21 protein-coding genes and 3 tRNA genes are annotated in these 25,871 nt (G+C 63.7%); 14 read left to right on the top strand and 10 right to left on the bottom strand.

Annotation, left to right across the window (positions count from 1 at the left end):
* Positions 1-24 precede the first annotated feature (24 nt).
* The 10 genes from ABQZ00_RS11195 to ABQZ00_RS11150 all read left to right on the top strand — a co-directional run bounded on the left by ABQZ00_RS11195 (position 25) and on the right by ABQZ00_RS11150 (position 15,295).
* On the top strand, positions 25-519 hold the full coding sequence (locus ABQZ00_RS11195; protein WP_005992383.1) for a CinA family protein: 495 nt from the start codon (positions 25-27) through the stop codon (positions 517-519).
* 254 nt (positions 520-773) lie between these two features.
* A complete protein-coding gene (locus ABQZ00_RS11190; RefSeq protein WP_323538302.1) occupies positions 774-3,308 on the top strand; it encodes a TonB-dependent receptor in 2,535 nt (844 codons plus the stop codon).
* 437 nt (positions 3,309-3,745) lie between these two features.
* Positions 3,746-5,422 (top strand): 2-polyprenylphenol 6-hydroxylase, encoded by a 1,677-nt coding sequence (ubiB, locus tag ABQZ00_RS11185; protein ID WP_115561857.1) that lies wholly within the window; start codon positions 3,746-3,748, stop codon positions 5,420-5,422.
* A gap of 80 nt (positions 5,423-5,502) precedes the next feature.
* On the top strand, positions 5,503-6,144 hold the full coding sequence (gene lexA, locus ABQZ00_RS11180) for a transcriptional repressor LexA (RefSeq protein WP_055844265.1): 642 nt from the start codon (positions 5,503-5,505) through the stop codon (positions 6,142-6,144).
* A 172-nt stretch (positions 6,145-6,316) separates the two neighbouring features.
* Positions 6,317-7,351: a recombinase RecA gene (gene recA / locus ABQZ00_RS11175; RefSeq protein ID WP_115511948.1), complete on the top strand. Its 1,035-nt coding sequence runs from the start codon at positions 6,317-6,319 to the stop codon at positions 7,349-7,351.
* Positions 7,352-7,598: 247 nt separating this feature from the next.
* Positions 7,599-8,087: a recombination regulator RecX gene (recX, locus tag ABQZ00_RS11170; RefSeq protein WP_323538303.1), complete on the top strand. Its 489-nt coding sequence runs from the start codon at positions 7,599-7,601 to the stop codon at positions 8,085-8,087.
* A 101-nt stretch (positions 8,088-8,188) separates the two neighbouring features.
* The gene (gene alaS / locus ABQZ00_RS11165) at positions 8,189-10,837 is read left to right on the top strand and encodes an alanine--tRNA ligase (protein ID WP_323525990.1); all 2,649 of its coding nucleotides are present in this window, start codon (positions 8,189-8,191) and stop codon (positions 10,835-10,837) included.
* Positions 10,838-10,976: 139 nt separating this feature from the next.
* Positions 10,977-11,195, top strand: a complete 219-nt coding sequence (csrA, locus tag ABQZ00_RS11160; RefSeq protein WP_115527611.1) for a carbon storage regulator CsrA — start codon at positions 10,977-10,979, stop codon at positions 11,193-11,195.
* A gap of 77 nt (positions 11,196-11,272) precedes the next feature.
* Positions 11,273-11,365: transfer RNA gene (locus ABQZ00_RS11155), tRNA-Ser, on the top strand.
* A gap of 1,998 nt (positions 11,366-13,363) precedes the next feature.
* A complete protein-coding gene (locus ABQZ00_RS11150; protein ID WP_323538367.1) occupies positions 13,364-15,295 on the top strand; it encodes a methyl-accepting chemotaxis protein in 1,932 nt (643 codons plus the stop codon).
* Between the two features lie 270 nt (positions 15,296-15,565).
* On the opposite strand, the gene ABQZ00_RS11145 is transcribed toward ABQZ00_RS11150, so the two are convergent.
* On the bottom strand, positions 15,566-16,267 hold the full coding sequence (locus tag ABQZ00_RS11145) for a pirin family protein (protein WP_323538304.1): 702 nt from the start codon (positions 16,265-16,267) through the stop codon (positions 15,566-15,568).
* Positions 16,268-16,402: 135 nt separating this feature from the next.
* Between ABQZ00_RS11145 and ABQZ00_RS11140 the strand changes: the two genes are divergently transcribed.
* Positions 16,403-17,347 (top strand): LysR substrate-binding domain-containing protein, encoded by a 945-nt coding sequence (locus ABQZ00_RS11140; protein ID WP_115527613.1) that lies wholly within the window; start codon positions 16,403-16,405, stop codon positions 17,345-17,347.
* Between the two features lie 44 nt (positions 17,348-17,391).
* Entirely contained in the window at positions 17,392-18,384 is a 993-nt protein-coding gene (locus ABQZ00_RS11135) for a DedA family protein/thiosulfate sulfurtransferase GlpE (protein ID WP_115561861.1), read from the top strand.
* 290 nt (positions 18,385-18,674) lie between these two features.
* On the opposite strand, the gene ABQZ00_RS11130 is transcribed toward ABQZ00_RS11135, so the two are convergent.
* From ABQZ00_RS11130 to ABQZ00_RS11090, 9 genes are all read right to left on the bottom strand, one after another.
* Positions 18,675-18,751, bottom strand: a tRNA-Arg gene (locus ABQZ00_RS11130).
* A 93-nt stretch (positions 18,752-18,844) separates the two neighbouring features.
* Positions 18,845-18,921, bottom strand: a tRNA-Arg gene (locus ABQZ00_RS11125).
* Positions 18,922-18,961: 40 nt separating this feature from the next.
* Positions 18,962-19,882 carry an alpha/beta hydrolase family protein gene (locus tag ABQZ00_RS11120; protein WP_323538305.1) on the bottom strand — a complete coding sequence of 307 codons (921 nt, stop codon included), beginning with the start codon at positions 19,880-19,882 and terminating at the stop codon, positions 18,962-18,964.
* Positions 19,879-20,688: a bifunctional hydroxymethylpyrimidine kinase/phosphomethylpyrimidine kinase gene (gene thiD, locus ABQZ00_RS11115; protein ID WP_323538306.1), complete on the bottom strand. Its 810-nt coding sequence runs from the start codon at positions 20,686-20,688 to the stop codon at positions 19,879-19,881. Before thiD ends, ABQZ00_RS11120 begins: the two co-directional genes overlap by 4 nt.
* 69 nt (positions 20,689-20,757) lie before the next feature.
* Positions 20,758-21,240 (bottom strand): hypothetical protein, encoded by a 483-nt coding sequence (locus ABQZ00_RS11110; RefSeq protein WP_323538307.1) that lies wholly within the window; start codon positions 21,238-21,240, stop codon positions 20,758-20,760.
* Entirely contained in the window at positions 21,240-22,637 is a 1,398-nt protein-coding gene (locus ABQZ00_RS11105) for a PhoH family protein (protein WP_055844239.1), read from the bottom strand. Before ABQZ00_RS11105 ends, ABQZ00_RS11110 begins: the two co-directional genes overlap by 1 nt.
* Before the next feature lie 82 nt (positions 22,638-22,719).
* Positions 22,720-23,202 carry a peroxiredoxin gene (locus ABQZ00_RS11100; RefSeq protein ID WP_115511940.1) on the bottom strand — a complete coding sequence of 161 codons (483 nt, stop codon included), beginning with the start codon at positions 23,200-23,202 and terminating at the stop codon, positions 22,720-22,722.
* Between the two features lie 39 nt (positions 23,203-23,241).
* Positions 23,242-23,592, bottom strand: coding sequence for a ribonuclease E inhibitor RraB (locus ABQZ00_RS11095; RefSeq protein ID WP_323538308.1), 351 nt, complete (start codon positions 23,590-23,592; stop codon positions 23,242-23,244).
* A gap of 13 nt (positions 23,593-23,605) precedes the next feature.
* Positions 23,606-24,232: a glycine cleavage system transcriptional repressor gene (locus ABQZ00_RS11090; protein WP_115511939.1), complete on the bottom strand. Its 627-nt coding sequence runs from the start codon at positions 24,230-24,232 to the stop codon at positions 23,606-23,608.
* A gap of 93 nt (positions 24,233-24,325) precedes the next feature.
* Between ABQZ00_RS11090 and dapA the strand changes: the two genes are divergently transcribed.
* Together dapA and ABQZ00_RS11080 are read left to right on the top strand one after the other, a co-directional pair.
* Positions 24,326-25,234 (top strand): 4-hydroxy-tetrahydrodipicolinate synthase, encoded by a 909-nt coding sequence (gene dapA / locus ABQZ00_RS11085; RefSeq protein WP_323538309.1) that lies wholly within the window; start codon positions 24,326-24,328, stop codon positions 25,232-25,234.
* A 16-nt stretch (positions 25,235-25,250) separates the two neighbouring features.
* Positions 25,251-25,766, top strand: coding sequence for a hypothetical protein (locus ABQZ00_RS11080; protein ID WP_055844218.1), 516 nt, complete (start codon positions 25,251-25,253; stop codon positions 25,764-25,766).
* Positions 25,767-25,871 lie beyond the last annotated feature (105 nt).

The raw sequence follows: 25,871 nt of genomic DNA, 5'->3' as shown, positions 1-25,871 counted from the left end.
CGCTGTTCAATCCTGACCCCCGCAATGACGTCTCCCACTGATCACGACCTTCTGCAGCTCGCCGAGTCGCTGAGCGCCCAGTTACGCGCGGCGCGCGAGCGGCTGGTGACTGCCGAGAGCTGTACCGGCGGCTGGATTGCCAAGGCAATGACCGATATTGCCGGTTCTTCGGACTGGTTCGATTGCGGCATGGTCGCCTACAGCTACGAGGCCAAGCAGGCGTTGCTGCGGGTCAGGCCGCAGACGCTGGAGGTACATGGCGCGGTCAGCCGGGAAACCGTGATCGAAATGGTATCCGGTGCATTGGTGACCTCCGGTGGCAGCATTGCGGTCGCCGTGACCGGCATTGCTGGGCCGGGCGGTGGCAGCGAAGACAAACCGGTGGGCACGGTGTGGATCGGCTGGAAACGACGCGGCGGCTACGCCACGGCGCAGTTGTTCCAGTTCGATGGCGACCGCGACGCAGTCCGTCGTCAAACCGTGGTCGCGGCACTGCGAGGCTTGAGCGCGCTGCTATAGCGGACGTGCGGCAGCGCCTGCACTCACCGATGTTCCACCACTGACATCCATGACATCCACCCGGCAGCAGTCAATGTGCGTGCCCACGCCGGGATCGCTCAAGTTCCACGGTGTAGCGCTAGAGTTCGCTAGGGGAGCGCCGTGTTCGGATTGAGGTCCGCGCTCCCTGCACGTGGGCGTTAACGTCTTTCCTACACGGCTCGTACCATCTGCTGCGCTTGCGCATGTACGCGTCTCTTCATCCGGGGAAGTTGATGAGCATCGAACGCTGCTATTGCACTGCACTTGCGCTTGCCGTTATCGCGGCAATTCAGACCCCGTTGTTGCATGCGCAAACGCAGGCAACTGCCGAGCACACCGAGCCGGCAACGCTGGCCGCAATGAAAGTCACCGCGCAAAAACGTGAAGAAGAACTGCAGGATGTGCCTGTGATCGTGTCGGTGCTGTCCGAGCAACTCCTGCTGGACACGGGCGTGAACGACATCAAGGATTTGCAGGTGCTGGTGCCGGGCTTGATCGTCACCAGTACGCAGAGTGCGGCACAGACCAGCATCCGCATTCGCGGCATCGGCACCGTGGGCGACAACGCGGGCCTGGAAGCTTCGGTCGGCGTGGTCATCGACGGTGTGGCGCGTGCGCGCAACGGTGTGGCGTTCTCCGATCTGGGCGAACTGGAGCGCATCGAAGTGCTCAAGGGCCCGCAGGGCACGGTATTTGGCAAGAACACCTCCGCTGGCGTCGTCAACGTGGTGACCCGGCGGCCCAGCTTTACGCGCAGTGCCGACGCAGAAATCACCGCCGGTAATTTTGGCGCATTCGGGCTGGCCGCTGCGTTCAATGACGCGGTGGGTGAAACCGCCGCGCTACGCGTCTACGCGGCAAAGCGTCGCCGCGATGGGTTTGAAGACGTGGTCACCGGTAACGGCCCGCGTACCGATACACGCGACGGCGATCAGAATCTTGAGACCGGACGCGTCCAGCTGCTCTGGGAGCCGTCTCACGATCTGGCGATCAATTTCTCTGCCGATGCCACCAACCGCGCGGAGAATTGCTGCGTCACCGTCACCACCGAACGGGGGCCGCTGGCGGCGGTCATGGATGCAGTCGCTCCGGGAGGTCAGGCCGTTGTTCCCATTGCCGACCCGTCGCGCCGGCTGGCTTACAGCAATCGCGGCACCGTTCAGAACATTCGCGATCGCGGCGTGTCCGCGCAGGTCGACTGGACCACGCCCTGGCTAAACGAGGCGACGCTGACATCCATCACCGCACTGCGCGACTGGACGGCGGTCAACGGCATGGACTTCGACTACAGCGCCGCCGATGTGCTGTATCGCGAGCCGCGCAAGGACGAGACGTTCACCGGCTTCAAAACCTTCAGTCAGGAGTTGCGCCTGGCCGGCTCCACCGAACGCGTGGACTGGATGATTGGCTTCTTCTATGCCGACGAAAGGCTGCGACGCAACGAGTCGTATCGCTTCGGAAGCGCCTACGAACCCTATCTTTCGACAGCACTGCTGGCACGGATCAACCCGGCCTTGGCCACGCGTGCAGATGCACCGCGTTTTCTCGCCGATGCCACCGGCGTGCCGGCCGGTTCGCTGTTCCGCGGACTTGGTAGCCAGGATCGTTATCGTCAGGATGGCAAGAGCGTGGCGCTGTTCACCAACAACACCTGGCATGCGACCGATGCATTGGATGTGGTGATGGGTTTGCGCTACACGCACGAAAACAAGGTGCTGGCCTCGACCTACGACAATCCAGACGGCAGCCCGGCGTGCGCCAGTTATTTCGCTGCCAACGGGCAGTTGAATCCTGCGGCATTGCGCCGTATCGGCGCCGCCCTGGGTGCACGTGGCGTGCCTGCCACGGCGGTACCGCTGATCGCGCCGCAGGTGATCGGATTCACCTGCCTGCCGTGGAGTAACGTGGCACACAACGGCCGCAGGACCCGCCAGGAACTGACCGAGCGCGAATGGTCCGGGACCGTCAAACTGGCTTATCGCTGGAGCGACGAAGTGATGACGTATGCCTCGGCCGCCCGTGGCTACAAGGCGGGCGGCTTCAATCTGGACCGGGTGCAGTCGGCCGATGGTCTGTCCAGCGGCGCGCAAGGAATCGTTCCGGTAGACGACACCGCGTTTCCCGGCGAGTTCGTCAACAGTTTTGAATTGGGTGCCAAGACCACCTGGATGGACGGCAATCTGCTGTTGAATGCGGCGCTGTTCTACCAGAACGTCAGCGATTTCCAGCTCAACAATTTTCTCGGCACCAGTTTCGTGGTTCGCTCCGTGCCTACCGTGATTTCGCAGGGAATCGACACCGAATTGCTCTGGCAAACCGGCGTGCGTGGCTTGATGCTGCAAGGTGGGCTCAGCTACACGGATACCACATATGGTGATGACCGTTTGCCCGACGCCGATCTTGCGCTGCTGCCGGGTAGCCGCATGAGCTTCGCACCGCGTTGGTCGGGCAATCTGTCGGCTACCTACGAACGCCCGTTGGGCAATCAGCTGACGGCGCGTTTCAATCTGGGCGCTAAATACTCATCCGACTTCAACGCCGGCACTGACCTGGATCCGCAAAAGGTGCAGCCGGCCTACACCATCGTCAATGCCAGGGCCGGTATCGGCGCAGACGACAAGCGCTGGATGGTGGAAGCCTGGGCGGAGAATCTGGGCAACGAAACCTATCGTCAGGTCGTCATCGATGCGCCGTTGCAGGCCGGTTCCTGGAACGCATTTCTCGGTGCGCCGCGGACCTATGGGTTGACCCTGCGCCTTCGGTATTGAAGCCGCTGGGCCGCACTGCGTGCTGCGCGATCGAAGCGTCAACTCGCACGCGCGCCACACTGTGCGCTAAGCCCGCAGCAGACAGAAGCGCGACAGCGGCAGAGAGATCGGCTACAAACTAGAGTCTCTTCGCCAACCTCTGTGCCGATGTTCGGGTTTTCCGCTGCTGTGTTCGATACGTTGCCATCCATCTTCATCCGGCGCAGTCCGCCTGGTGCGTCGCCGGTTATTGCTGCGCAGGTGCGCCGGCTTGTGCGACGTAAGGCGGGGAGTCACGCGGCTGTCTTGCCGGCACGTGATGCTGGTGGGCCTGTGGTCGTGGATCGGTCGGTGCGCGAGGCATCGCTATCGCACCGAGAGATCGCTCACGTTGAGGTCTGCGCGCAGGCGTGTAGCGAGCCAGCCACCCATTTCGAACCTACGCAGGCGGTGCACTGATGTGGGAAGCGCTTGGCACCGTGCGTGACCTGGGGCGTCTGCAGGAAATCGCCTCGGTCCTGATTCGATACGGCTTTGGCGATGTGGTGCGCCGCATCGGGCTGGCCGATGTGCTCGAACGTGCCGGCAGGTTGCTGCACTGGAACAACGCCGAGGGCCGCTTGCGGATGTCCGCCGCCATGCGTGTGCGTCGTGCGCTGGAGGAACTCGGGCCAACCTTCGTCAAGCTGGGGCAAGTGCTGGCGACGCGTGTCGACTTGCTGTCGCCGGAATGGATCGAAGAACTGAGCGAACTGCAAAATGCGGTTCCTGCATTGCCGTTCGAACAGATCCGGCCGCAATTGGTCGCCGCATTGGGCGCAGAGCCGGAAAGCGTGTTCGCACGCTTGGACGAACAACCCCTGGCCGCTGCATCGCTGGCGCAAACGCATCGCGCCTGGCTGGCCGACGGCACGCCGGTGGTCTTGAAGATCCGTCGACCCGGCATCGGCGACACCATCGATGCGGATCTACGTCTGCTTGCGCGGCTGGCCGACATCGTCGAAACGCGCGCACCCGATCTCAAGCGCTATCGCCCGGCTGAAGTGGTGCAGCAATTCACTGTCTCGCTGCGGCGCGAGCTGGACTTCGCCGCCGAGTGTCGCAATGCCGAGCGCATCGCCGCCAACTTCGCGCACGACCCGCAGGTGGTGGTGCCCGCGGTGTATTGGCAGTGGACCTGCGAGTCGCTCAATGTGCAGGAGTTCATCGATGGCATCCCCGGGCGCGACATGGTGTCGGTCGATGCGGCGGGGCTGGATCGCAAGGCGCTTGCGCGCACAGGTGCCGGCATCGTGCTCAAGATGGTGCTGCAGGACGGCTGCTTCCACGCCGACCCGCATCCGGGAAATATTTTCTATCTGCGCGACGGTCGTATCGCCGTCATCGATTTCGGCATGGTGGGGCGTGTGTCCGAACAGCGCCGTTTCCAGGTCGCGCAGCTGCTGCACGGCATGGTCAGCTACGACGCCGAGGCGGTCATCGATGTGCTGCTGGAGTGGGCCGGCACCAGCCTGGAGATCGACGAGGCGCGTCTGCAACAGGACATCGGTGCATTCGTCGACGAATACCGTGGCGTGCCGTTGAAAGAACTACGCATCGGCGCGATGCTCGGCGACGTCACCGCCATCCTGCGCGATCACGGACTGACGCTGCCGTCGGATCTGGCGCTGATGATCAAGGCCTTTCTCACTCTCGAAGGGATGGGGCGCCAGCTGGATCCGGATTTCGACATGGCCACCGAAGCGCGGCCGTATCTGGAGCGCGTGGTGTTGCAGCGGTACGCGCCCAGCGCCATGTTGCGCCGCAGTCGACGCACCGTGACCGGCGCAATCGATCTGATCGGCGATCTGCCACGCGATCTCAAGCGTCTGATCCAGGCCGCACGGCGCGGCAAGTTGCAGCTGCACGTGGAAACGCGCGCCCTGCGCGAGTTTGGCGAGCAGGTCGACCGCGCCGCCAATCGGCTCACCATGGGCATCGTGACCGCTGCCCTGGTGATCGGTTCGTCGATCGTCATGAACAGCGTCGGCGGGAGCGCCAGTCGCTGGCTGCTGGCGCTGGGTGTCGGCGGATTCATCGGCGCCGGCTTGTGCGGCATCTGGATCCTGTTTTCGATCTGGCGCAGCCGGCGCTAGCGATCGTCAGGGCTGCCGGCCTTCTCGACAGGGAAAACTAGCTATTGCGCATGGCTCTGTTAGTAGTAATACTACTAACCATGGACCTGACCGATACCCAGCAAGCAATCCTGGCCTTGATCGCCGAGCGTATCGACGCCGACGGCGTCCCGCCTTCGCAGACCGAGATCGCCCGTGCCTTCGGCTTCAAGGGCGTGCGCGCCGCGCAGTATCACCTGGAGGCATTGGAGCAGGCTGGCGCGATCCGTCGCGTGCCGGGTCAGGCACGTGGCATCCGGCTGGCCGGGCAGGGCGCGCACTCGCGGACGCCGCCGGTCGCCGAGCCACTGCGCGACGACGTGCTGCGCCTGCCGGTGCTAGGGCGCGTCGCAGCGGGCCTGCCGATCGGTGCTGATATCGGCTCCGACGACTTCGTCGTGCTCGACCGGGTGTTCTTCTCGCCGTCGCCGGACTATCTGCTCAAGGTGCAGGGCGATTCGATGCGCGACGAAGGGATCTTCAACGGTGACCTGATCGGTGTCCACCGCACCCGCGACGCGCGCTCGGGGCAGATCGTCGTGGCCCGGATCGATGAAGAAATCACCGTCAAGTTGCTCAAGATCGGCAAGGACCGGATCCGGCTGCTGCCGCGCAACCCGGACTACGCCCCGATCGAAGTGTTGCCGGATCAGGATTTCGCCATCGAAGGCCTGTACTGCGGGCTGCTGAGACCCAATCGCTGAGGGCTGCTCCGATGTCTGTGCTGGCGTTTTCCCCAGCCGGCATTGCAGGATTCGCCGCTGCCCGCACAGGATTCGCAACATTACTCTGAGTGTGTCGCCACCAGTCTCAGCCCGTGCGATACACCGCCGTTACATTTGCTCCACACCGAAATCACTGACAAGGATCACCCAGATGGATGAGAACAAGAAGCGCGCCCTTTCCGCCGCACTGAGCCAGATCGAAAAGCAATTCGGCAAGGGCTCCGTGATGCGCATGGGCGATCGCGTGATCGAGGCGGTCGAAATCATTCCGACCGGTTCGCTGATGTTGGATATCGCACTGGGGATCGGCGGCCTGCCGAAGGGTCGCGTCGTGGAAATCTACGGGCCGGAATCCTCGGGCAAGACCACCTTGACCCTGCAGGCCATTGCGCAGTGCCAGAAATTGGGTGGCACCGCTGCGTTTATCGACGCCGAGCATGCGCTCGACCCGATCTACGCGGCCAAGCTGGGCGTCAATGTCGACGATCTGCTGCTATCGCAGCCGGACACCGGTGAGCAGGCGCTGGAAATCGCCGACATGCTGGTGCGCTCGAGCTCGGTCGACATCGTGGTGATCGACTCGGTGGCGGCACTGACGCCGAAGGCGGAAATCGAAGGCGAGATGGGCGACCAGCTGCCAGGTCTGCAGGCACGTCTGATGAGCCAAGCGCTGCGCAAGCTGACCGGCAATATCAAGCGTTCCAACACCCTGGTGGTCTTCATCAACCAGTTGCGCCACAAGATCGGCGTCATGATGCCGGGTCAGAGCCCGGAAGTGACCACCGGCGGTAACGCGTTGAAGTTCTACGCCTCGGTGCGTCTGGACATCCGTCGTATCGGCGCGATCAAGAAAGGTGACGAGATCATCGGCAACCAGACCAAGATCAAGGTGGTCAAGAACAAGTTGGCGCCTCCGTTCAAGCAGGTCGTGACCGAAATCCTTTACGGCGAAGGCATCAGCCGCGAGGGCGAACTGATCGACATGGGCGTGGAAGCCAAGCTGGTGGATAAGGCAGGCGCCTGGTACAGCTATGGCGACGAGCGCATCGGTCAGGGTAAGGACAATGCACGCGGCTACCTGCGCGACAACCCGCAGGTGGCGGCCAAGCTCGAAGCCGAGCTGCGTGAGAAGTTCCAGCCCGCTGAAGCGCCGCGCGAAGCGGGCGACGACGCCGAGAAGGAATAAGCGCTACCGGCAGCAAGCGATTGCGGTCCGAGTGGGCGGCATGGCGCAAAGCCCGTCATGTTCGCGCAGGACATGACGGACTCAAGCGCCTGGCGACAGCTCACTGCAGAGCGACCGGTAAGGCGGAGTTTTTCTATCGCGAGGACGGCGGAGTCAGTGCCGTTGCTTCTCGCGGTAGATCTATCGAAGGCCAGGAGGGCAGGCGCCATGGAAGGCGCATTGATTCAGCGATCGGGGACACGTCACGATGGACGAGCAAGCGCCCGCACCAAAGCGGGGACGGCGGTTCAAAGAGCAGACGCCGGTCCAGCGCGCACTTGGTCTGCTGGTGCGGCGCGAGCACTCGCGCAAAGAATTAAACCGCAAGCTGCTGGCGCGCGGTATCGAGCCAGATGCCGCACAGGCGGCGGTGGAGCGGCTGGCTGGCGAGGGCTGGCAAGACGACACCCGGTTTGCTGCCGCGGTGGTGCGCAATCGTGCCGGCTCCGGCTACGGCCCCCTGCATATTCGTGCCGAACTCGGAACCCATGGCCTGGATAGCGAGGCAATCAATGCCGCCATGGCGACGTTTGAAGGTGACTGGACCGAGAACGCACGCGATCTGATCCGGCGACGGTTCGGCGAGCAAGGCCCGGTAGATCTGCCGCAGCGACGCAAGGCTGCCGATCTGCTGGCCCGGCGAGGTTTCGACGGCAACAGTATTCGTAGCGCCACGCGCTTCGACCTTGAGGACTGAGGGCGTCAGGCCTGCTACCCTTCGTGGTTTAAGGTTGTTCCCCTCATCTGCGCCCACATCTCATTGGGTGACCGGGACTGCCGCCCGCCCAATGCCAGCTCATGAACGCACCTGCCAAATTCAGCACCTCCCAGATTCGTAGTGACTTCCTCGCGTTTTTCGAGGGGAAGGGTCACACCATCGTGCCGTCCGCGCCGCTGGTGCCGGGCAACGACCCAACCTTGTTGTTCACCAATTCCGGCATGGTCCAGTTCAAGGACGTCTTCCTTGGCGCGGAAAAACGCAGTTACGTGCGTGCTGCGGACGTGCAGCGCTGCCTGCGTGCCGGCGGCAAGCACAACGACCTGGACTCGGTGGGCTACACCGCACGCCACCACACTTTCTTCGAAATGCTGGGCAACTGGTCGTTCGGCGACTACTTCAAGAAAGACGCCATCGCCTGGGCATGGGAGCTGCTGACCCAGGTCTGGAAGCTGCCGGCCGACCGTCTGCTGGTGACCGTCTACCACACCGACGAAGAAGCCGTCGCCTTGTGGCGCGACATGATCGGCATTCCCGAAAGCCGTATCGTGCGTATCGGCGACAACAAGGGTGCGCCATACGCGTCCGATAATTTCTGGCAGATGGCCGACACCGGCCCGTGCGGCCCGTGTACCGAAATCTTCTTCGACCATGGCGATCACATCGCTGGCGGTCCTCCCGGTTCGCCGGACGAAGATGGCGATCGCTTCATCGAGATCTGGAATCTGGTCTTCATGCAGTTCGACCGTCAGCCCGACGGCACCCTGGTGCCGCTGCCGGCGCCGTGCGTGGATACCGGCATGGGGTTGGAGCGTCTGGCGGCGATCCTGCAGCACGTCCATACCAACTACGAGATCGATCTGTTCCAGGCCTTGATCGGCAAGGCCAGTGCGCTGACCGGCATCGCCGATCTGGAAAACAAGTCGCTGCGGGTGATTGCCGATCACATCCGCGCCTGTTCTTTCCTGATCGTCGATGGTGTGCTGCCTTCCAATGAGGGCCGTGGCTATGTGTTGCGCCGAATCATTCGGCGTGCGCTGCGCCATGGCTGGATGCTAGGTGTGCGCCAGCCGTTCTTCAGCAAGATGGTGCCCACCCTGGTCGAGCTGATGGGCGAGGCCTATCCGGAACTGGTGGTGGCGCAGGAAACAGTGGCGCGCGCCCTGCTGGCGGAAGAGGAGCGTTTCGCCGAGACGCTGGACGCCGGCATGAAGATCTTCGACGACGTTGCATCGCGCTCGCAGGACGTGATTCCCGGCGCGGATGCATTCCGTCTCTATGACACCTATGGCTTCCCCGTCGATCTGACCGCCGATATTGCACGCGAGCGCGGTATGCGCGTGGACATGGAGGGCTTCGATTTCGCCATGGAGCGTCAGCGCGAGACCGCGCGTGCGGCAGGCAAGTTCGGCGGCGGCGTCGCATTGCCGGCCGATCTGGTTGCGACCATGTCGCCGACGGTGTTTCTGGGCTACGAGGCGTATGACGCCGACGCGCTGAAGGTTGTCGCGCTGCTCAAGCAGGGCCGCCCGGTGGAGCGTGCCGAAGCCGGCGATGAGGTCATCGTGTTCACCGATCGCACGCCGTTCTACGCCGAATCCGGCGGTCAGGTCGGCGATAGCGGGCAGTTGAGTACGGCCGATGTTTCCATCGACGTCGCAGACACGCAGAAGTTCGCCGGCCAGTTTCATGGGCATGTCGGACGCATTACCGAAGGCGCGCTGGCGCTGGGCGATGTGCTGGCAGGCGGCATCGACGTGCAGCGCCGCGGCAAGACCATCCTCAACCACTCGGCCACGCACTTGCTGCATGCCGCATTGCGCGAAGTGCTGGGCACACATGTGCAGCAGAAGGGCTCGCTTGTGGCGCCCGACCGCTTGCGTTTCGACTTCTCGCATTTTCAGCCCATCACTGCGGAAGAACTGGCAGTGGTCGAGCGCAAGGTCAATGCCGAGGTGCGCACCAACCACAGTGTCGAAGTGCACAACATGGCCATGCAGGAAGCGCTGGATTTCGGCGCGATGGCCTTGTTCGGCGAGAAATATGGCGAGCACGTGCGCGTGCTGAAGATGGGCGGTTATTCCACCGAGCTGTGTGGCGGTACCCATGTCAGCCGCACCGGCGACATCGGTCTGTTCAAGATCACCTCCGAAGGCGGCGTGTCGTCGGGCGTGCGTCGCATCGAGGCGGTGACCGGGCAGGGCGCGCTGGATTACGTTGCCGATGAAGAACGCCGGCTGTTCGAGGCGGCAAGCCTGCTTGGCGGCAACACCACCGAGGTGGTCGACAAGGTGCGCGCACTGACCGAGCGTCAGAAGCGTCTTGAGCGCGAGCTGGAATCTCTGAAGGCCAAGCTGGCCTCCGGCGCGACCGCAGATCTTGGCGCCAGTGCTGTCGACGTGGACGGGGTCAAGGTGGTTGCCGTACGTCTGGAAGGATTCGATGCAAAGGCGCTACGCGAGGCGATGGACCGCTTGAAGCAGCAACTCGGCGATTCGGTGATCGTGCTGGCCGGTGCATCGGCGGGCAAGGTTGCGCTTGTCGCCGGCGTGAATGGCAGCCCAACTGGCAAGGTGAAGGCGGGGGAACTCCTCGGCCACATCGCCAGTCAGATCGGAGGCAAGGGCGGTGGCCGTCCGGATCTCGCCCAGGGTGGTGGCGAGGACGGGCCCGCCCTTGCGACCGCACTCGACGGTGTGCCCTCCTGGGTCAAGCAACACTTGGGCTGAACACTTGTCCTGCTATGCCTTGCTGGCTAGCAGGATGTCCCGCTACCATTTCTGGTCTATTCCCTTTACCTAGGGCGCGTCTCACTCACGAGGCCGTCGATGCTGGTGGGAAATCCACCGGTTCCAGGAGATTTGCAAAATGTTGATCCTCACTCGCCGGGTAGGCGAAACCTTGATGATCGGCGACTCGGTCACTGTTACCGTGCTCGGCGTCAAGGGTAATCAGGTGCGTATTGGCATTACCGCACCAAAAGATGTGGCTGTGCATCGCGAAGAGATTTATCAGCGCATCCAACGTGGGGACGAGCCGGTGGCCTCTGGCGCACATCACGGCGACGATTCTTCGAATTGTCCGTAATAAAGGGTTTACGTTAGCCCCTGTTACCCGGTATTCTTCGCGGCCTGCCACGGACATCGCGGCAGGACGCAAAAACTGGAGCGATGCCCGAGCGGCTGAAGGGGCTCCCCTGCTAAGGGAGTATAGGGTCAAAAGCTCTATCGAGGGTTCGAATCCCTCTCGCTCCGCCAGTGTTCTAAACGCCCGCAAATCCTTGATTTGCGGGCGTTTTTATTTGGGTTGATGGGTGTAGTCAGCGGTGATCGCCAGCTGTGACGTCAAATTCCATCGCCATCGCCACTGCCTTTGATGGATTGCAAACCGTGCGCTCGCTCTTGCTCGGGTGGGTGCTCGGCATTCATGCCTTCCCGTGCCGTTGTTCCTCGATCGCTGCGTTCTCCGTGGCCGCCGCCGGGGATCCTTGCATCGCTCATGGTTGAGGGCGCTGTGGTGCGAGCTGTGTCGCATCGAAGGCGTGAATCCGCGATGCCTGCAACAGGCGGGTGTGTGAGTCGGCGATGCGTGGGACAGGCGATCGGCAGCTGTGTTGCGGGAGGCTCAGACATTTTGCGAAGCATGCGCGGTGGCGTTGCCGCTGCACGTGGCAGCGCTGGCTTCTTGGTCAAGGCTTGTCGTCATCGCTTCCGATAACTGACAGCTACCGCGCCAGACGCGCGTTCGTGAGTGTGCGTCGCGGGTTGGTGGCTTGAGCGATGTCGGATTGCCGCGGGATGATCGGTCTGGTGTGCTGGCATTGCGCCGTGCGTGAGGCCGCAACCACCATAGATCGCAACCGACATGCAGTTGCCGTGTCTGATGGGCGCCATCCGCCATCCGCCATCCGCCATCCGTATCGGTCGCGTCGTCGACCATTTCGGCACCGAGTGTCGCTGTTGAAGCGATATGTATCGGGTCGCCTGCCACCTGGCTCGGTCGGCGCGTTGTTCTTGGCTTGTTGCCCTGTTGCGTGCCCTCATGCTTTTTGATGTTCGAAAAATAGGCGCGTTTGGAGGGAGCGGTTAGCGGACTGCGAAACCATCTTCGCTTGCCGCTTGCCGCTTGCCGCTTGCCGCTTGCCGCTTGCCGCTATTTCCCGCCATGCAAACAGCAGCAAACAGCAAACTGTAGGGTCAATCTCCTGCGTTCAACGTTGCAGACCACCTACTGCGCTAACTGCAGAACTAAGACCTAAGACCTAAGGAAGCTCTGAACAATTCGTCTGTGTGTTTTCGATCAACACTCCTGGCAATCTTCACTACGCGCAACGGCTTGATGTTCAGCATGAAAGACCACCGCGTTCGAGCGACATCCCAGGATCACTCGTCCTGCCGCAAGTTGCTCAGGCCTTCCCCAAACTGCTGGGTTTGCCTTCTTGCTGGCGTGTTTTGCCCGGCTTCCCCTTATTCCTGCTAGCTGCCGGTTCCTTGATCAAAGCGGCAACTTTTTTGCCACACGCGTGTTCCTGTACGCGTGGCTCGCCGATGCACGACGATGCTGCGAGAGGACGTGGCCGATCTTTATCTGAGCCTCGTTCTGCCGATGATCCAGCGCATGTTGCCGCGCCAGTGACGCCGCCAGTGATGTCGGCAGCGATCTCTGCAAGGCGATAGATGCTGTGGAGCGTGTGGCGCTGTCGACGGAGTCGCCATGCAACGGGTAAGGCGTCGGTCGCTCTCTCGAAAATGCAGAAGCCAGCGGTCCGGAGAGCCGGTCGCATCCGCCGGTGTGAGCGGCGTTTACGGGTGCTTTTTTCCAACGATGCAAGGCGGAGGAGGGTCCATCGCGAGCGATCGCCGATACGCTGGCGCTGCGCGCGCTTTGGCGGCCAACGTACTGCATCAGCCACTGTGTTGCAGATCGGAGAAGAAAGTCTGGTCGTCCTTGCACGCCAGGAAACAAGGCCTCGACTTTACGCTGGCGCTGCGCGCCTCGGCGGCCAGCGCACTGCATCCGCCCTTAGTCTTGCGGATCGGAGAAGAAGGGTCTGGTCTTCCTTGCATACCCGGAAACGAGGCTTCGACTTCGGGAATGCCGGGGCATGAAGAGGACGACCAGAGAGAGACCGTCTGACATCTGAACCACTCGACTCTATGGCAAGCGAAGGGGGTCAAGTACGGCGCGTGCGTGTCGCTAAAGACGTGACCCATATCTCGGATTTCGACGTGATGCGCCTACCGTTGCTTGGACGCCTGTTCTCTTCCTGGAGCCGTGGGCTGCAGCACAAGGCCAATGCAGTGGATCGGGTGATGGCGGTGATCGAATTCGATCTGGACGGCCGCATTCTGGATGCCAATCAGAACTTCCTCACGCTTATGGGATACCGGCGTGATGAGGTGGTTGGCCAGCATCACCGCATGTTCGTGACGACGAGTGATCGCGACAGCGAGAGCTATCGCCAGTTCTGGGATGCGTTACGGCGTGGCGACTTCAATGCCGGGCGTTTTTGCCGGCTGGACAAGCAGGGCCGCGAGGTCTGGATCAATGCCTCCTACAATCCGCTGCTGGATCGTGCGGGCAAGGCCTACCGCGTGGTGAAGTACGCCACCGACATCACCGAGCAGGTCCGTCAGACCGCCGATTTCGAAGGGCGGATCGATGCGATCGATAAGGTGATGGCGGTGATCGAATTTTCGCTGGATGGCACGGTGCTCGATGCCAACCAGAACTTCCTGCAGGTCATGGGCTATCGGCTCGATGAGATCCGCGGCAAGCACCACGGTATGTTCGTGGAGGCGCAGACGCGTCAATCGGCGTCCTATCGCGCGTTCTGGGATTCGCTTGGGCGCGGTGCATTCGATGCCGGTCGCTACAAGCGCATCGGCAAGGATGGTAGAGAGGTGTGGATCCAGGCGTCCTACAACCCGGTTCTCGACGAACTCGGGCGCCCTTACAAGGTGGTCAAGTACGCCACCGACGTCACCCGTCAGGTCATCGATTCGGCCGATGCGGATGGGCGCATACAGGCCATCGACAAGGTGATGGGCGTGATCGAGTTCGATCTGCACGGCCGAGTGCTGAGTGCCAACGATAATTTCCTGGCGATTCTTGGTTACTCGTCGAACGAGGCCATCGGCCAGCATCACGGGGTGTTCGTCGATGCGGCCTACCGCGCCTCCGACGAATACCGGCATTTCTGGGCAAAGCTGGCACGCGGCCAGTTCGACGCGGGGCGGTATCGGCGGTTGCGCAAGGATGGCAGCGCTGTGTGGATCCAGGCGTCCTACAACCCGATCCTGGATGTCTCCGGGCGCCCGTACAAGGTGGTCAAGTACGCCACCGACGTGACCGATCAAGTGCGCTCTGCCGAGCGCATGCGTGACCTGATGCGGCAGACCATGAGCATCGCGCAGAACGTGCAGCGCGAGTCGCATCATATTTCTGCCAGCAACCAGGAGCTGGTCAGCCGGGTGTCCACGCAGTCCAGCGCAGTGGCGCAGACCTCGAGCACGATCGATCAACTGGCCGCCACCGTGCGCACCAATTCCGAAAATGCCGGCTCGGCCCGACGCATGGCCGAAGATTCGGCTGCGGTGGCGCGGCGCGGTGCGGACGTCATCGCCGACGTGGTCAAGACCACCGCCGGCATTCGATCGGCAACCGACCGCATCGGTCAGATCATCGAAGTAATCGACGGCATCGCGTTTCAGACCAACATTCTGGCGCTCAACGCGGCGGTGGAAGCGGCGCGCGCCGGCGAGCAGGGACGCGGGTTTGCGGTGGTCGCCACCGAGGTGCGCAGCCTGGCGCAGCGCTGCGGCGTGTCGGCCAGGGAGATTCGTTCCCTGATCGACAATGCGACCAACCAGGTCGGCGATGGCTCGCGCCTGGCCGAACAGGCCGGTGTGGTGATGCAGGATGTAGTGGCCTCGGTACTGCGTGTCACCGCGACGGTGGAGCAGATCGCCGCCGCCAGTCACGAGCAGGCGCTGGATATTTCGACTGCGAACACGGCGCTGCACTCCATTGGCGTGCAGGCGCGCGACCAGGCGCAGATGGTCGACGATCTGGCGCGGTCTGCACGCGTGCTGGAAGCCGATGCGGACGCGTTGTTCGCGCTGGTCAATGGCGATGCCGACGGAGCTGCGCAGCCCGACGCGCCGTTCAAATCGCAGGCCGCATAACGGCCAATCGCTGAGACTGCGACCCCGGTGGCTGGGTGTCGAAGTTTTCGTCTTTGGCGCTGAAGACGGACGTCATGTCATGTCGTGTCACGGTGCGTGTAAGCCAAGCGTTGTCGCAGCAAGGTAAGGCGAGCGCATGAACCACACGCAAAGCATCGCGTCCAGATTTTCGCGCGTAGCACAAAGCCCGCTAGCGCGGGCCTTGTGCGTTGGGGGCAGCGCCGCTTGCAGCATATGCAGGTCGCATGCGCTGCAAGGGCCGTGACCGGCTTACTTCGGCAGATCGAACACCAGCACTTCGGCGTCGCGTGCGTCGGCCAGCACGATCTCCGGCTCGCCGATGACCTGCACCGCATCGCCGGCCGACAACACCTGGCCATTGACGCTCAGGCTGCCGCGGGCCACTTGCACGTAGCCGATGCGGCCTTCAGCCAGCGGCTGCTGCAGGCGTACGTCGCCATCGAGGATCGATGCATACAGCCGTGCGTCCTGGTGCAGGCGCAGAGAGCCGTCATCACCAGCCGGCGAGGCGATCAGACGCAGCTGGTTGCGCTTGCTGTCGGCATCGAAATGCTTTTCTTCGTAGCTGGGCTCGATACCGTTGCGCTCGGGCATCACCCAGATCTGCAGGAAGTGCACCGGCTCGCTGGACGAATGATTGAACTCGCTATGGGTCACGCCGCTGCCGGCGCTCATGCGCTGCACATCGCCGTAGTGCAGCACCGAACCGGTGCCCATGCTGTCCTTGTGCTCCAGCGCGCCGTCCAGGACGTAGGAAATGATTTCCATGTCGCGGTGGGCGTGGGTGCCGAAGCCTTCGCCCGGGGTCACCTTGTCTTCGTTGATCACCCGCAGCGGGCCGATGCCCATGTGGCGCGGGTCGTGGTAGCTGGCGAAGGAGAAGGTGTGGCGCGAAGACAGCCAGCCATGCTCGGCACGGCCACGGGTTTCGCTCTTGCGGACATTCAACATGTTGCTTCTCCTTGAAAGATTCGAATTGGTGCCGGGGGTGAATCGGTGTCCCAGCGGCTTGATGCGTAGTCTCCGCCTCTGCCGATCAGAGAAAAAGCGAGTAGATTTGGCTGCTACCATCGAAAAATTCGAACAATGAAAATCAGCCTGGAAGCGCTACAGATCCTGGATGCGATCGACCGCCGCGGCTCGTTCACTGCGGCGGCCAAGGTGTTGTTCAAGGTGCCCTCGACGATCTCGTACACGGTTTCCAAGTTGGAAGACGATCTGGGCGTGCAGCTGTTCGAGCGGGTGGGGCCGAAGGCAACGCCGACCCAGGCCGGGCGCGAACTGCTGCGCGAAGGACGCAACCTGCTGCGTGCCGCCCAGGAGCTGGAGGTGCGCGTGCGGCGCGTCGCCTCGGGCTGGGAGTCGGACTTTGCGATCGGGCTGGATGCGATGTTGCCGGCTGCGCTGCTGCAGGCGCAGATCCTGGACTTCTACGCCGTGGCCGACAGCACCCGGCTGCGTGTGCTCAGCGAGTCGCTGTCCGGCAGCTGGGAGGCGCTACTGGACCGGCGCGTGGATTTGATTGTGGCGGCGGGCGAGGGGCCCAGCGGCGGCGGTTATGTCGCCGAACAGATCGGCACCGTGCGCTTTGTGTTCGCAGTGGCCGCGACACATCCGCTAGCCGGCGCGCAGCTGCTCGGTGCGACCGAGCTGGCCGACCATCGCGCGATTGCCGTGGCGGACTCGGCGCGGCGTCTGCTGCCGCGCACGGTCGGCCTGTTGTCCGGCCGCGATGTGCTGACCGTGCCGGACATGCACACCAAGTTGCTGCTGCAATTGGCCGGGGCAGGCTACGGGTTTCTGCCTGAGCCGTATGCGCAGGGCGCGCTGCTGGAGGGCCGTTTGCGCCAGGTGCCGGTGGAAGCACACAAGGCCGACGAGACCTTCTCCCTGGCGTGGCGGCCGGGCGAAGAGGGCGAGGCGCTTGGCTGGTGGCGGCGCGCGTTGCGGGCCGACGGTCTGTTCGAGCGATGGTTGCAAGCGCTTGCCGAAACGTATCGTTTCGCTGCCGCCGGGCAGTCGCAAACGTGATCAAGAGCGGATAATGACCGTTCGCCGTCGCGCAGGGTCGTCGCATGCAAGGCTTGATCGAACAGTACGGATTGGCGCTGGTGTTTGCCAACGTGCTGGCGTTGTCGCTCGGGCTGCCGGTGCCAGCGCTGCCGACGCTGGTGCTGGTCGGCGCCGGTTACGCGCTGCGCGGTGGTAGCGAGGCGTGGCTGGCGGGTCTTGCCGCGTGGGGCGTGTCGGTGCTGGCGAGTCTGCTTGGCGACCTGGTGTGGTATCTGGCAGGCCGTCGTTTTGGCAATCGCACCTTGCAGTCGCTGTGCCGGCTGTCGCTGTCGCGCGATACCTGCATGAAGCAGACCGAGCGCTTTTTCTCGCGCTGGGGCGTACGCGTGCTGGCGGTGGCCAAGTTCGTGCCGGGCCTGTCGATGGTGTCGGTCCCGATGGCTGGTGCGATGCGGGTGCGGCCGGGCGCGTTCCTGCGTTACGACGCGTTCGGCGCCTCGCTGTGGGCGCTGGTCGGATTGGGGCTTGGGGCGGTGTTCGCCCATCAGGTGCAGGACGTGCTCGTGTTCTTGTCCGAGCTCGGTTCCGGTGCGGTGGTGGTGTTGGCCGCGCTGCTGGCCTGCTACGTCGGGTGGCGCTGGTGGCGGCGTCACACGCTGCTGCGCTCGCTGGAACAGGCGCGTATTGCAGTGGACGAGTTGGTGCCGCTGCTGGACGGTGACGAGAGCCTGCGGCCGACGGTGCTGGATATCCGTGCGCCGGGATATCGTGACCTGCAGCCGTACACGATTCCTGGTGCGGTGTTTGCCGACGAACGCCAGCTTGCACAGATTCTGGCCAGCGTGCCGCGCGATCGCAGCGTGGTGATTTATTGCGCGTGTCCCGATGAAGTGTCTGCGGCGTGGCTGGCAGGTCGGATGCGCGAGCGTGGCTATCGCGATGTGCGTCCGTTGCTGGGCGGGCTGGATGCGTGGCGCGATGCCGGGCATCCGGTGACCTCGTTATTGCCGGTGGTGGTGGTCGGCCAGTCGGATGCTGTGGGCGCTACCGCGTGAGCGTTCTGCGTCCTGTTCGATAAGAACAGCTCACCAAACGACTGTGCAGTTGCCTGCCTGCCTGCCTGGCGCGCGGGCGCGGCCGGTGCTCGCTGCCGCGTTGCTTGCAGTGTGGTTCTGAGCGCGCCTTCCATACCCATCCGGCAACGCGCGCTACGTCTTGATGGGCGCTTTAACGCGCATCGCAGCGCATTCGTATCGATATGCTGCACAAGCCGCATTCGCGGGCGATGCAGGACAAAAACGACAGGCAAAAAAAAGACCAGCAAGCTGGTCGTTTTCTTCAAGATTGGTGCGCCCGGAGAGATTCGAACTCCCGACCGCCTGGTTCGTAGCCAGGTACTCTATCCAACTGAGCTACGGGCGCATATCTTGTTTGACTTGCCATCCGATGCGATGCAGTCGGACGTTTTAACTAAAAAAACAGCGGTTCAGTGCTGTCTTTTTTTGTTCCTGAAGATGGTGCGCCCGGAGAGATTCGAACTCCCGACCGCCTGGTTCGTAGCCAGGTACTCTATCCAACTGAGCTACGGGCGCCTCGTCAGGAGCGGAATTATGCGGATGCCCGACGTACTCGTCAATCCCTTTGTGAAATTCGATTGTCGCCGACCGCATCGGCACGCGTGCGTTGCAGCGCAGCCGCGACGGCGGCGGGCGCCTTCATCCATGCAAAGTGATCGCTGCGCACGCCCAGTTGCGCATCGTCCAACTGCTGCACCTCGGCATGCGCCTGCGGCATCTTCTGCAGCAGTGCATGCAACGCCGCAGCCGGGCCGAAGTGATCGTGGTCGAAGGTCAGCGCCTTGATCGGTACCGTCAACGCGCCCAGTGCGCGCTCCAGATCCCAGGTGCTGCCTGCAGCGCGATAGCGATTGCTGCGACCGACTTGTGCCCAATCCGCGATCAGGCTGCGTGCCTCGGTGCCGCCGAAGCCGAGCGATCGCCCGTGCAGCACGCCTTGTACGCGCGCAAGCCAGGGCAGGGCGCGATACGCCAGCGGCAGCCCGTAGCGCATCGGGCGCGGAAAGTTGCGCCAGTACGGCGAGCCGCTGGCAACCAGCCACAGCTGCGTCAGCGGTGAGTCGCGTCGCGAAGGAACTCGCGACGCCTGCAACGCGGCATGACAGCAGGCCAGCTGCCCGCCCAGGCTGTGCCCGCCGACGATGCGCGGGTACTGCGGGTCGTGCCGATCCATCAGCGCCTGGCTGGCCGGGAGGTCGTCGGCAAGCAAGGCGCGATAGCCCCAATCGTGTTGGCGCGATGGGCGCAGCGTGCTGCTGCCATTGCCGCGCCATTCGTGCAGGTAGACCGCGATCCCGGTAGCGGCCAATGCATCGGCAAACGCTTGGTAATGCCGCGCTGCCACGCCCAATGCCGGCAGCCACAGCAAGCTGGCGATCGGTTGCGCTGGTGCGCTGCGAATCACCTGCCAGCGATGTCCATCGGCTGCGCTGGCGGGCAGCATGTCGCTGTGCACGCCTTCGCTATGCACGCTCATACCGCTGGGGCGGCGCCGAAGTGGTCGAGCACCAGTACCTCGCTGTGCCCTGGGCGCTGCCCCAGGCGGATGGCGCGCGCCACGTAATCAATCGCTGCTTCGCAGGCATTGAGCAGCGACAGGCCCTGGCACAATTGCGCGGTAATCGCTGCCGACAGACTGCAGCCGGTGCCGTGCGCATCGACATCGATACGCGGATGCATGAACACGTCCTGGGTGACGCCGTCATCGAAGCGATCGATCACGCGCGCGCCCTCATGCAGATGGCCGCCCTTGAGCAACACCGCGTTCGCGCCCAGCTCCAGCAGCGCGGCAGTCGCATGTTCGGCGGCGTCGGCCGTGTCGATGCGGCGGCCGGTCAGCAGCTCGGCTTCCGGCGTATTGGGCGTGATCAAGGTTGCCAGCGGCAACAGGCGCGTGCGCAGCGCATCCAGTGCGGCGTCCTCGAGCAGGCGCGCGCCGCTGGTGGCGACCATGACCGGGTCCAGCACGATGAAGGGCGGGCGATGGGTTTCGAGCAGGTCCGCCACGCAGTGGATGACGTCGGCATTGGCCAACATGCCGAGTTTGACGGCCTGGATCTGGAAATCGGCGAAGCAGGCATCCACTTGTGCGCGCAAAAATGCGATGGGCGGGATGTGCACCGCGGTGACGCCACGTGTGTGCTGTGCGGTCAATGCGGCAATCGCCGACAAGCCATGCACGCGATGCGCGGCGAAGGTTTTGAGATCGGCCTGGATGCCGGCACCACCGCCGGAATCGGAACCGGCGATGGTCAATGCGGACAGCGTGCTGGGCGTGGTCATGCGCCGATTCTGCACTGCCGGCTGGCGGCTGTGCAGGGATGGCGCAGCGATGCTGACGTGTGGGCGGTGTTACGGGGTGCCGTTGACCGCGATCTGCGAGAACGCGCCGGTCTGCGGGTCGTACAGCGCACCCCAGAAGGCGCTACCGCCGTCGCAGACCTTGATCGCTTCCCTGGCCGGTTTCACTGGCGGGTCGTTGGGCAGCTTGAAGGCGTTGATGTAGACCAGTTGCTGGCCCTCGATCACCACGCCCACATATTGCCGGTCGAACTCGCGCGGCTCGGCGATGCTTGGCGTCAACGCATCCTGCCGGGATTCGAGCTGCTCGATCTGTTGATGGCTCGGTTCCCAATAGCCGGTGATCTGGCCTGGATGACGCGCCGGACTGTCGCGCGAGCAGGTGTCCAGCACCTGCTCGGCGACGCTCTGGCGGGTGATGATCCACGACTGCCCGCTTTTGAGATTGGTCGGTACGGTAGAGGGCGCTTGCGTGGTCGCACAGCCGGCCAGCGCGAGCACTGCAAGGGCAGTAGCGCTGCGAAGCGTTCGCATCACAGCACCTCCGAGGCGAAGTCGGCCAGACGCGAACGTTCGCCACGGCGCAGCGTGATATGCGCGCTGTGCGGCCAGGCCTTGAAGCGATCCACCGCGTAGGTCAGGCCGGACGTCGTCTCGGTCAGGTAGGGCGTATCGATCTGCTCGACGTTGCCCAGACAGACGATCTTGGTGCCGGGGCCGGCGCGGGTGATCAGCGTCTTCATCTGCTTCGGCGTGAGGTTCTGCGCTTCGTCCAGAATCAGATACCGCGACAGGAAGGTGCGGCCGCGCATGAAGTTCATCGAGCGGATCTTGATGCGGCTGGCGAGCAGGTCGTTGGTGGCTGCGCGGCCCCATGAGCCGCCGTCCTGGTTGTGGGTGAGCACTTCCAGGTTGTCGGTGAGCGCGCCCATCCACGGCGTCATCTTTTCTTCTTCGGTGCCGGGCAGAAAGCCGATGTCTTCGCCCACGCTGACGGTGGCGCGGGTCATGATGATTTCGCGGTAGCGCTGCTGATCCATCGTCTGCGCCAGGCCCGCGGCCAGCGCGAGCAGAGTCTTGCCGGTGCCGGCGGTGCCGAGCAACGTGACGAAATCGATCTCCGGGTCCATCAGCGCGTTGAGCGCAAAGTTCTGCTCGCGGTTGCGCGCGGCGATGCCCCAGACCGCGTGCTGGGTGTGGCGGAAATCGTCGACCAGGCACAGCGTGGCCTTGCCGCCGCCGACCTTGGCCACGCGCAGTTCGACGTCGTCTTCGCCCGGCAGATACAGGTACTGATTGGGGTACCAGTCTTCGTCGTCGGCCAGCACGATCTCGTAATGGGTGCGGCCGCGCTCGTTCCAGCTGCGCAGGTCCTCGTTGTGCTTCTGCCAGAAGTCTTCCGGCAACTCGATGGCGCCGGTGAACAGCAGGCTGAAATCGTCCAGCGCGCGGTCGTTCTGGTAGTCCTCTGCCACCAGGCCGCTGATGTAGGCCTTGATGCGCAGGTTGATGTCCTTGGACACCAGGATGACCGGCACATCCGGGTTTTCTTCGCGTAGCGCCAGCACCGAGGCCAGGATCTTGTTGTCCGGCAGCATCGCGCCGAAGGTGCGGCCCGGGTCGATCGGGTGAATCTGGAAATACAGCCGGCCGATCGCGGCCTGGCCCTTGAGCTGGATGCCCTGCGGATGACTGAGCAGAATGCCGGCCTGAATCTGCTCGGCGTTGGTGTTTTCCAGCAGTTCGTCCAGGAAGCGGCTGACCTGGCGCGCGTTGCGGCTGACTTCGGAGGTGCCCTTCTTGGCGTTGTCGAGTTCTTCGATCACCTGCATCGGCAGGAACACATCGTGTTCTTCGAACTTGAACAGCGAGGTGGGATCGTGCATCAGCACGTTGGTGTCCAGCACGTAGATGCGCTTGCCTCGGGTCATTGGGTCTTCCAAGTGATGGAGCAGGGGCGAGCCATCACGCCTGCGTGTGCAGGGTGATGGAGGACAGGGGAAACGAGGGGCGTCACTGTTTGGCGTGCGCCTTCACGGCAGCCAGCACGGCCTCGGCATGGCCGGCGACCTTGACCTTGCGCCAGGCCTGCACGATGCGCCCCTCGGGCGACAGCAGAAAGGTGCTGCGCTCGATGCCGAGCACCTGCTTGCCGTACATGTTCTTTTCCTTGATCACGTCGAAAGCGCGGCACAAGGCTTCGTCGCCATCGCTGATCAAGGGAAAGTTGAAGCCTTGCTTGGCGCAGAAGTTGTCGTGCGACTTCACCGAGTCGCGCGAGACACCCAGGATGGCAGCGCCGGCTTTTTTGAAGTCCGGCAGCAAGGCATTGAAGTCCAGGCCTTCGGTGGTGCAGCCGGGCGTGCTGTCCTTCGGGTAGAAGTACAGCACCACCCACGTGCCGGCATAGCCGCGCAGGGTGGTCTGGGTGCCGCCGGACAGCGCCAGCGGCAGGTCGAGGGTGGTGGCGGGCAGTTCCAGTACAGCGTCGGTCATCGTTGCTCAGCCTGAAGGGGAGAGGCGGTCGGCGGCCGATCAGGCCGGCCCGACGTCCATCCCATCATAAGCAGCTACATGGAAACGTTTGGCGAGGGCGTCGAACTCTGCATTGCGCTGATTCAGCGATTCAATGGTGTGGTGTTCGCGCTTGTCCACATGCAGGAAATACGACTCCTCATCGTCGCCGTCGTCTTCGTCGCGTTCGCCGAGAAAGATGTCGATGACGCGATAGCCGTCCTGGGTCAGCTGCTCGGAAAGTCGTTGCAGCGGCTGCTGCGCCGGGTCGGCGAAAAAGTATTCCCAGCGCAACGGGCCGTCGAGATTCCAGTCGGTCTCGGAGCGGATGTGATCGAACATCTGTTTCAGCGCGGATTTGGCGATGGCCATCGGTGCGTCTGCCTTAGAACTTCATCGGGTCCATGATCGCGTCGAGATTGAGGTGATCACAGAATTCCAGGAAATCATCGCGCAACGCGGCGATGTGCATGTTGGCCGGTACCCCGATGGTCACCTGCGCCGAGAACATCTCCGCACCGGTCTGCATGGCGCGGTAGCGGGTGCTCTGCAGGTTTTCGATGGTGATGCCCTGGCGGTCGAAGAAATCGGCCAGCTGGAACAGGATGCCCGGCTTGTCGGCGGCGATCACTTCGACGATGTACGGCAACAGGTTGGACTGGGTCTGCTTGGGACCGGTGCGGTACCAGACCAGCTTGAGGCCTTCCTCGCGTTCCAGCCGGGTCAGCATCGCTTCGAGCTTGGCGACCGAATCCCAGGAGCCGGTGGCCAGTGCGGTGACCGAGACATCGCGCCCCACCGTGGCCAGGCGAGCGTCCACGAGATTGCAGCCGCTGTCGGCGATGCGGCGGGTGACAGGCAACAGGGGGGACTCCGGATGCGTCGTGTAGGCGTTGATCAGGAGGTGATTTTCGGTCGGCGAGGGCCGGGGTGTAGAGTCAGTCAAAGGGGCTTCCGGCATTGCATCAGGCTGAATGGCCGCCCGGACAGGCGCCCTGGCGGTGACCAGCATACTTGCCCGTGGTTTCGCGCCGCAAGTAACATGCAGGCGGTCGCAACCCGCGTGCGCGCGGGCCTCCCCTTGTCACGTAAGAGCAGCAGAATCTTGTCCCTTTCCGGCATCATCACCGCGCTGGCGACCCCCTTCGGGCCGGACGGCGCACTCGACCTGGATGCCTGGCGGCGGCTGCTGGAGCAGCAGCTGCACGGTGGCGTCCAGGGAATCGTGGTTGCCGGCTCCACCGGCGAAGCCGCCGCGCTGAGCGACGACGAATACGACACATTGCTGCGCGCCGCGGTGGCCCAGGTCGCCGGCCGGGTGCCGGTGCTGGCCGGTACCGGGCTGTCCGGCACCGCAAAAACCATTGCGCAGACGCGCCGCGCCGCCGCGCTGGGCGCGCAATACGCGCTGGTGGTGACGCCGCCGTACGTGCGCCCGACCCAGGCAGGGTTGAAAGCGCATTTTGTCGCCGTGGCCGATAGCGGCGGGTTGCCGGTGGTGTTGTACAACGTGCCCGGCCGTACCGGCTGCGATCTGCTGCCGGAGACGGTGGCCGAGCTGGTCGATCACCCCAACATCGTCGGCATCAAGGAAGCGCGTAGCGAGCCCGAGCGCGTCGCCGCGCTGGTGGCGTTGCGCAGCGACGCGTTCGTGGTGCTCAGTGGCGATGACGGCAGTGCCGCGCAATCGATGCTATCCGGCGCCCAAGGGCTGATCTCGGTGGCGTCCAACGCGTTGCCGTCGGCGTACCGGCGCTTGTGCGATCTGGCCCGCGATGGCCAGCGCGATGCTGCCCTCGCATGGGATGCGCGCCTGAGCGAATACCATAGCTTCTGCGGGATCGAATCCAATCCCATCCCGGTCAAGGCGCTGCTGCAGCGCGCCGGGATCGGGCACGGCCTGCGCTTGCCGCTGCTGCCACTTTCTGCGGCGCACCAGCCTGCCGCCGACCGCCTTGCCGCCGACGCCGTTGCGTTGGAAGCACTTTCCAGCCGCGAAATGCTCGCGGCCTGACCCAGGAGATCTATCGATGCGTCATTCCGTTTCCCCCGTCCGCGTGCTGTCGCTCGCGTTGCTGGCGACCGCCACCGTCGCCGCCACGAGTGGTTGCAGCTGGTTTCACAAGGGCGCGCGCGGCGACTATGCGTTGGCCCCGGAAGCCCGTCCGCTGGAAGTGCCGCCGGATCTGAACCTGCCCGACACCTCCGGTGCGATGAAGGTGCCGACCCTGGCATCGACCACCCAGCAGACCAACACGCCGCCGTCGGCAAGCGCCAACAGCGGTTTCACCGTGCCGGGCGAGCGCGATGAAGTGTTTGCCAAGGTCGGCACGGCGCTGGCCGAGATTCCCGGCCTGACCGTCGCCAGCAAGGCGCAGATGCTGGGCTCCTACGACGTCAGCTACGAGGGTTCCAGCTTCCTGGTGCGCGTGGTCAAGGTCGAGGCGGGCAGCTATGTGTCGGCAGTGGATCCGCGCGGCATGCCGGCGACGGCTGCCGCACCGGTGGCGGTGATCAGCGCGCTGAAGGGCAAGCTCGGCGGCTGAGTGGTTTGGCCATTGCCGGACAGCAAAACGGGCGCTCAGGGCGCCCGTTTTGCGTTGTTGCGGTGTTGCTAGCGGGCAGCGATGGTGTCGCGCGCCGGGACAGCG

It is taken from the genome of Xanthomonas sp. WHRI 10204, assembly GCF_040202875.1.
In the GTDB taxonomy this organism is placed as follows: Bacteria; Pseudomonadota; Gammaproteobacteria; order Xanthomonadales; family Xanthomonadaceae; genus Xanthomonas.
This window is presented reverse-complemented; position numbering and strand designations above follow the sequence as displayed.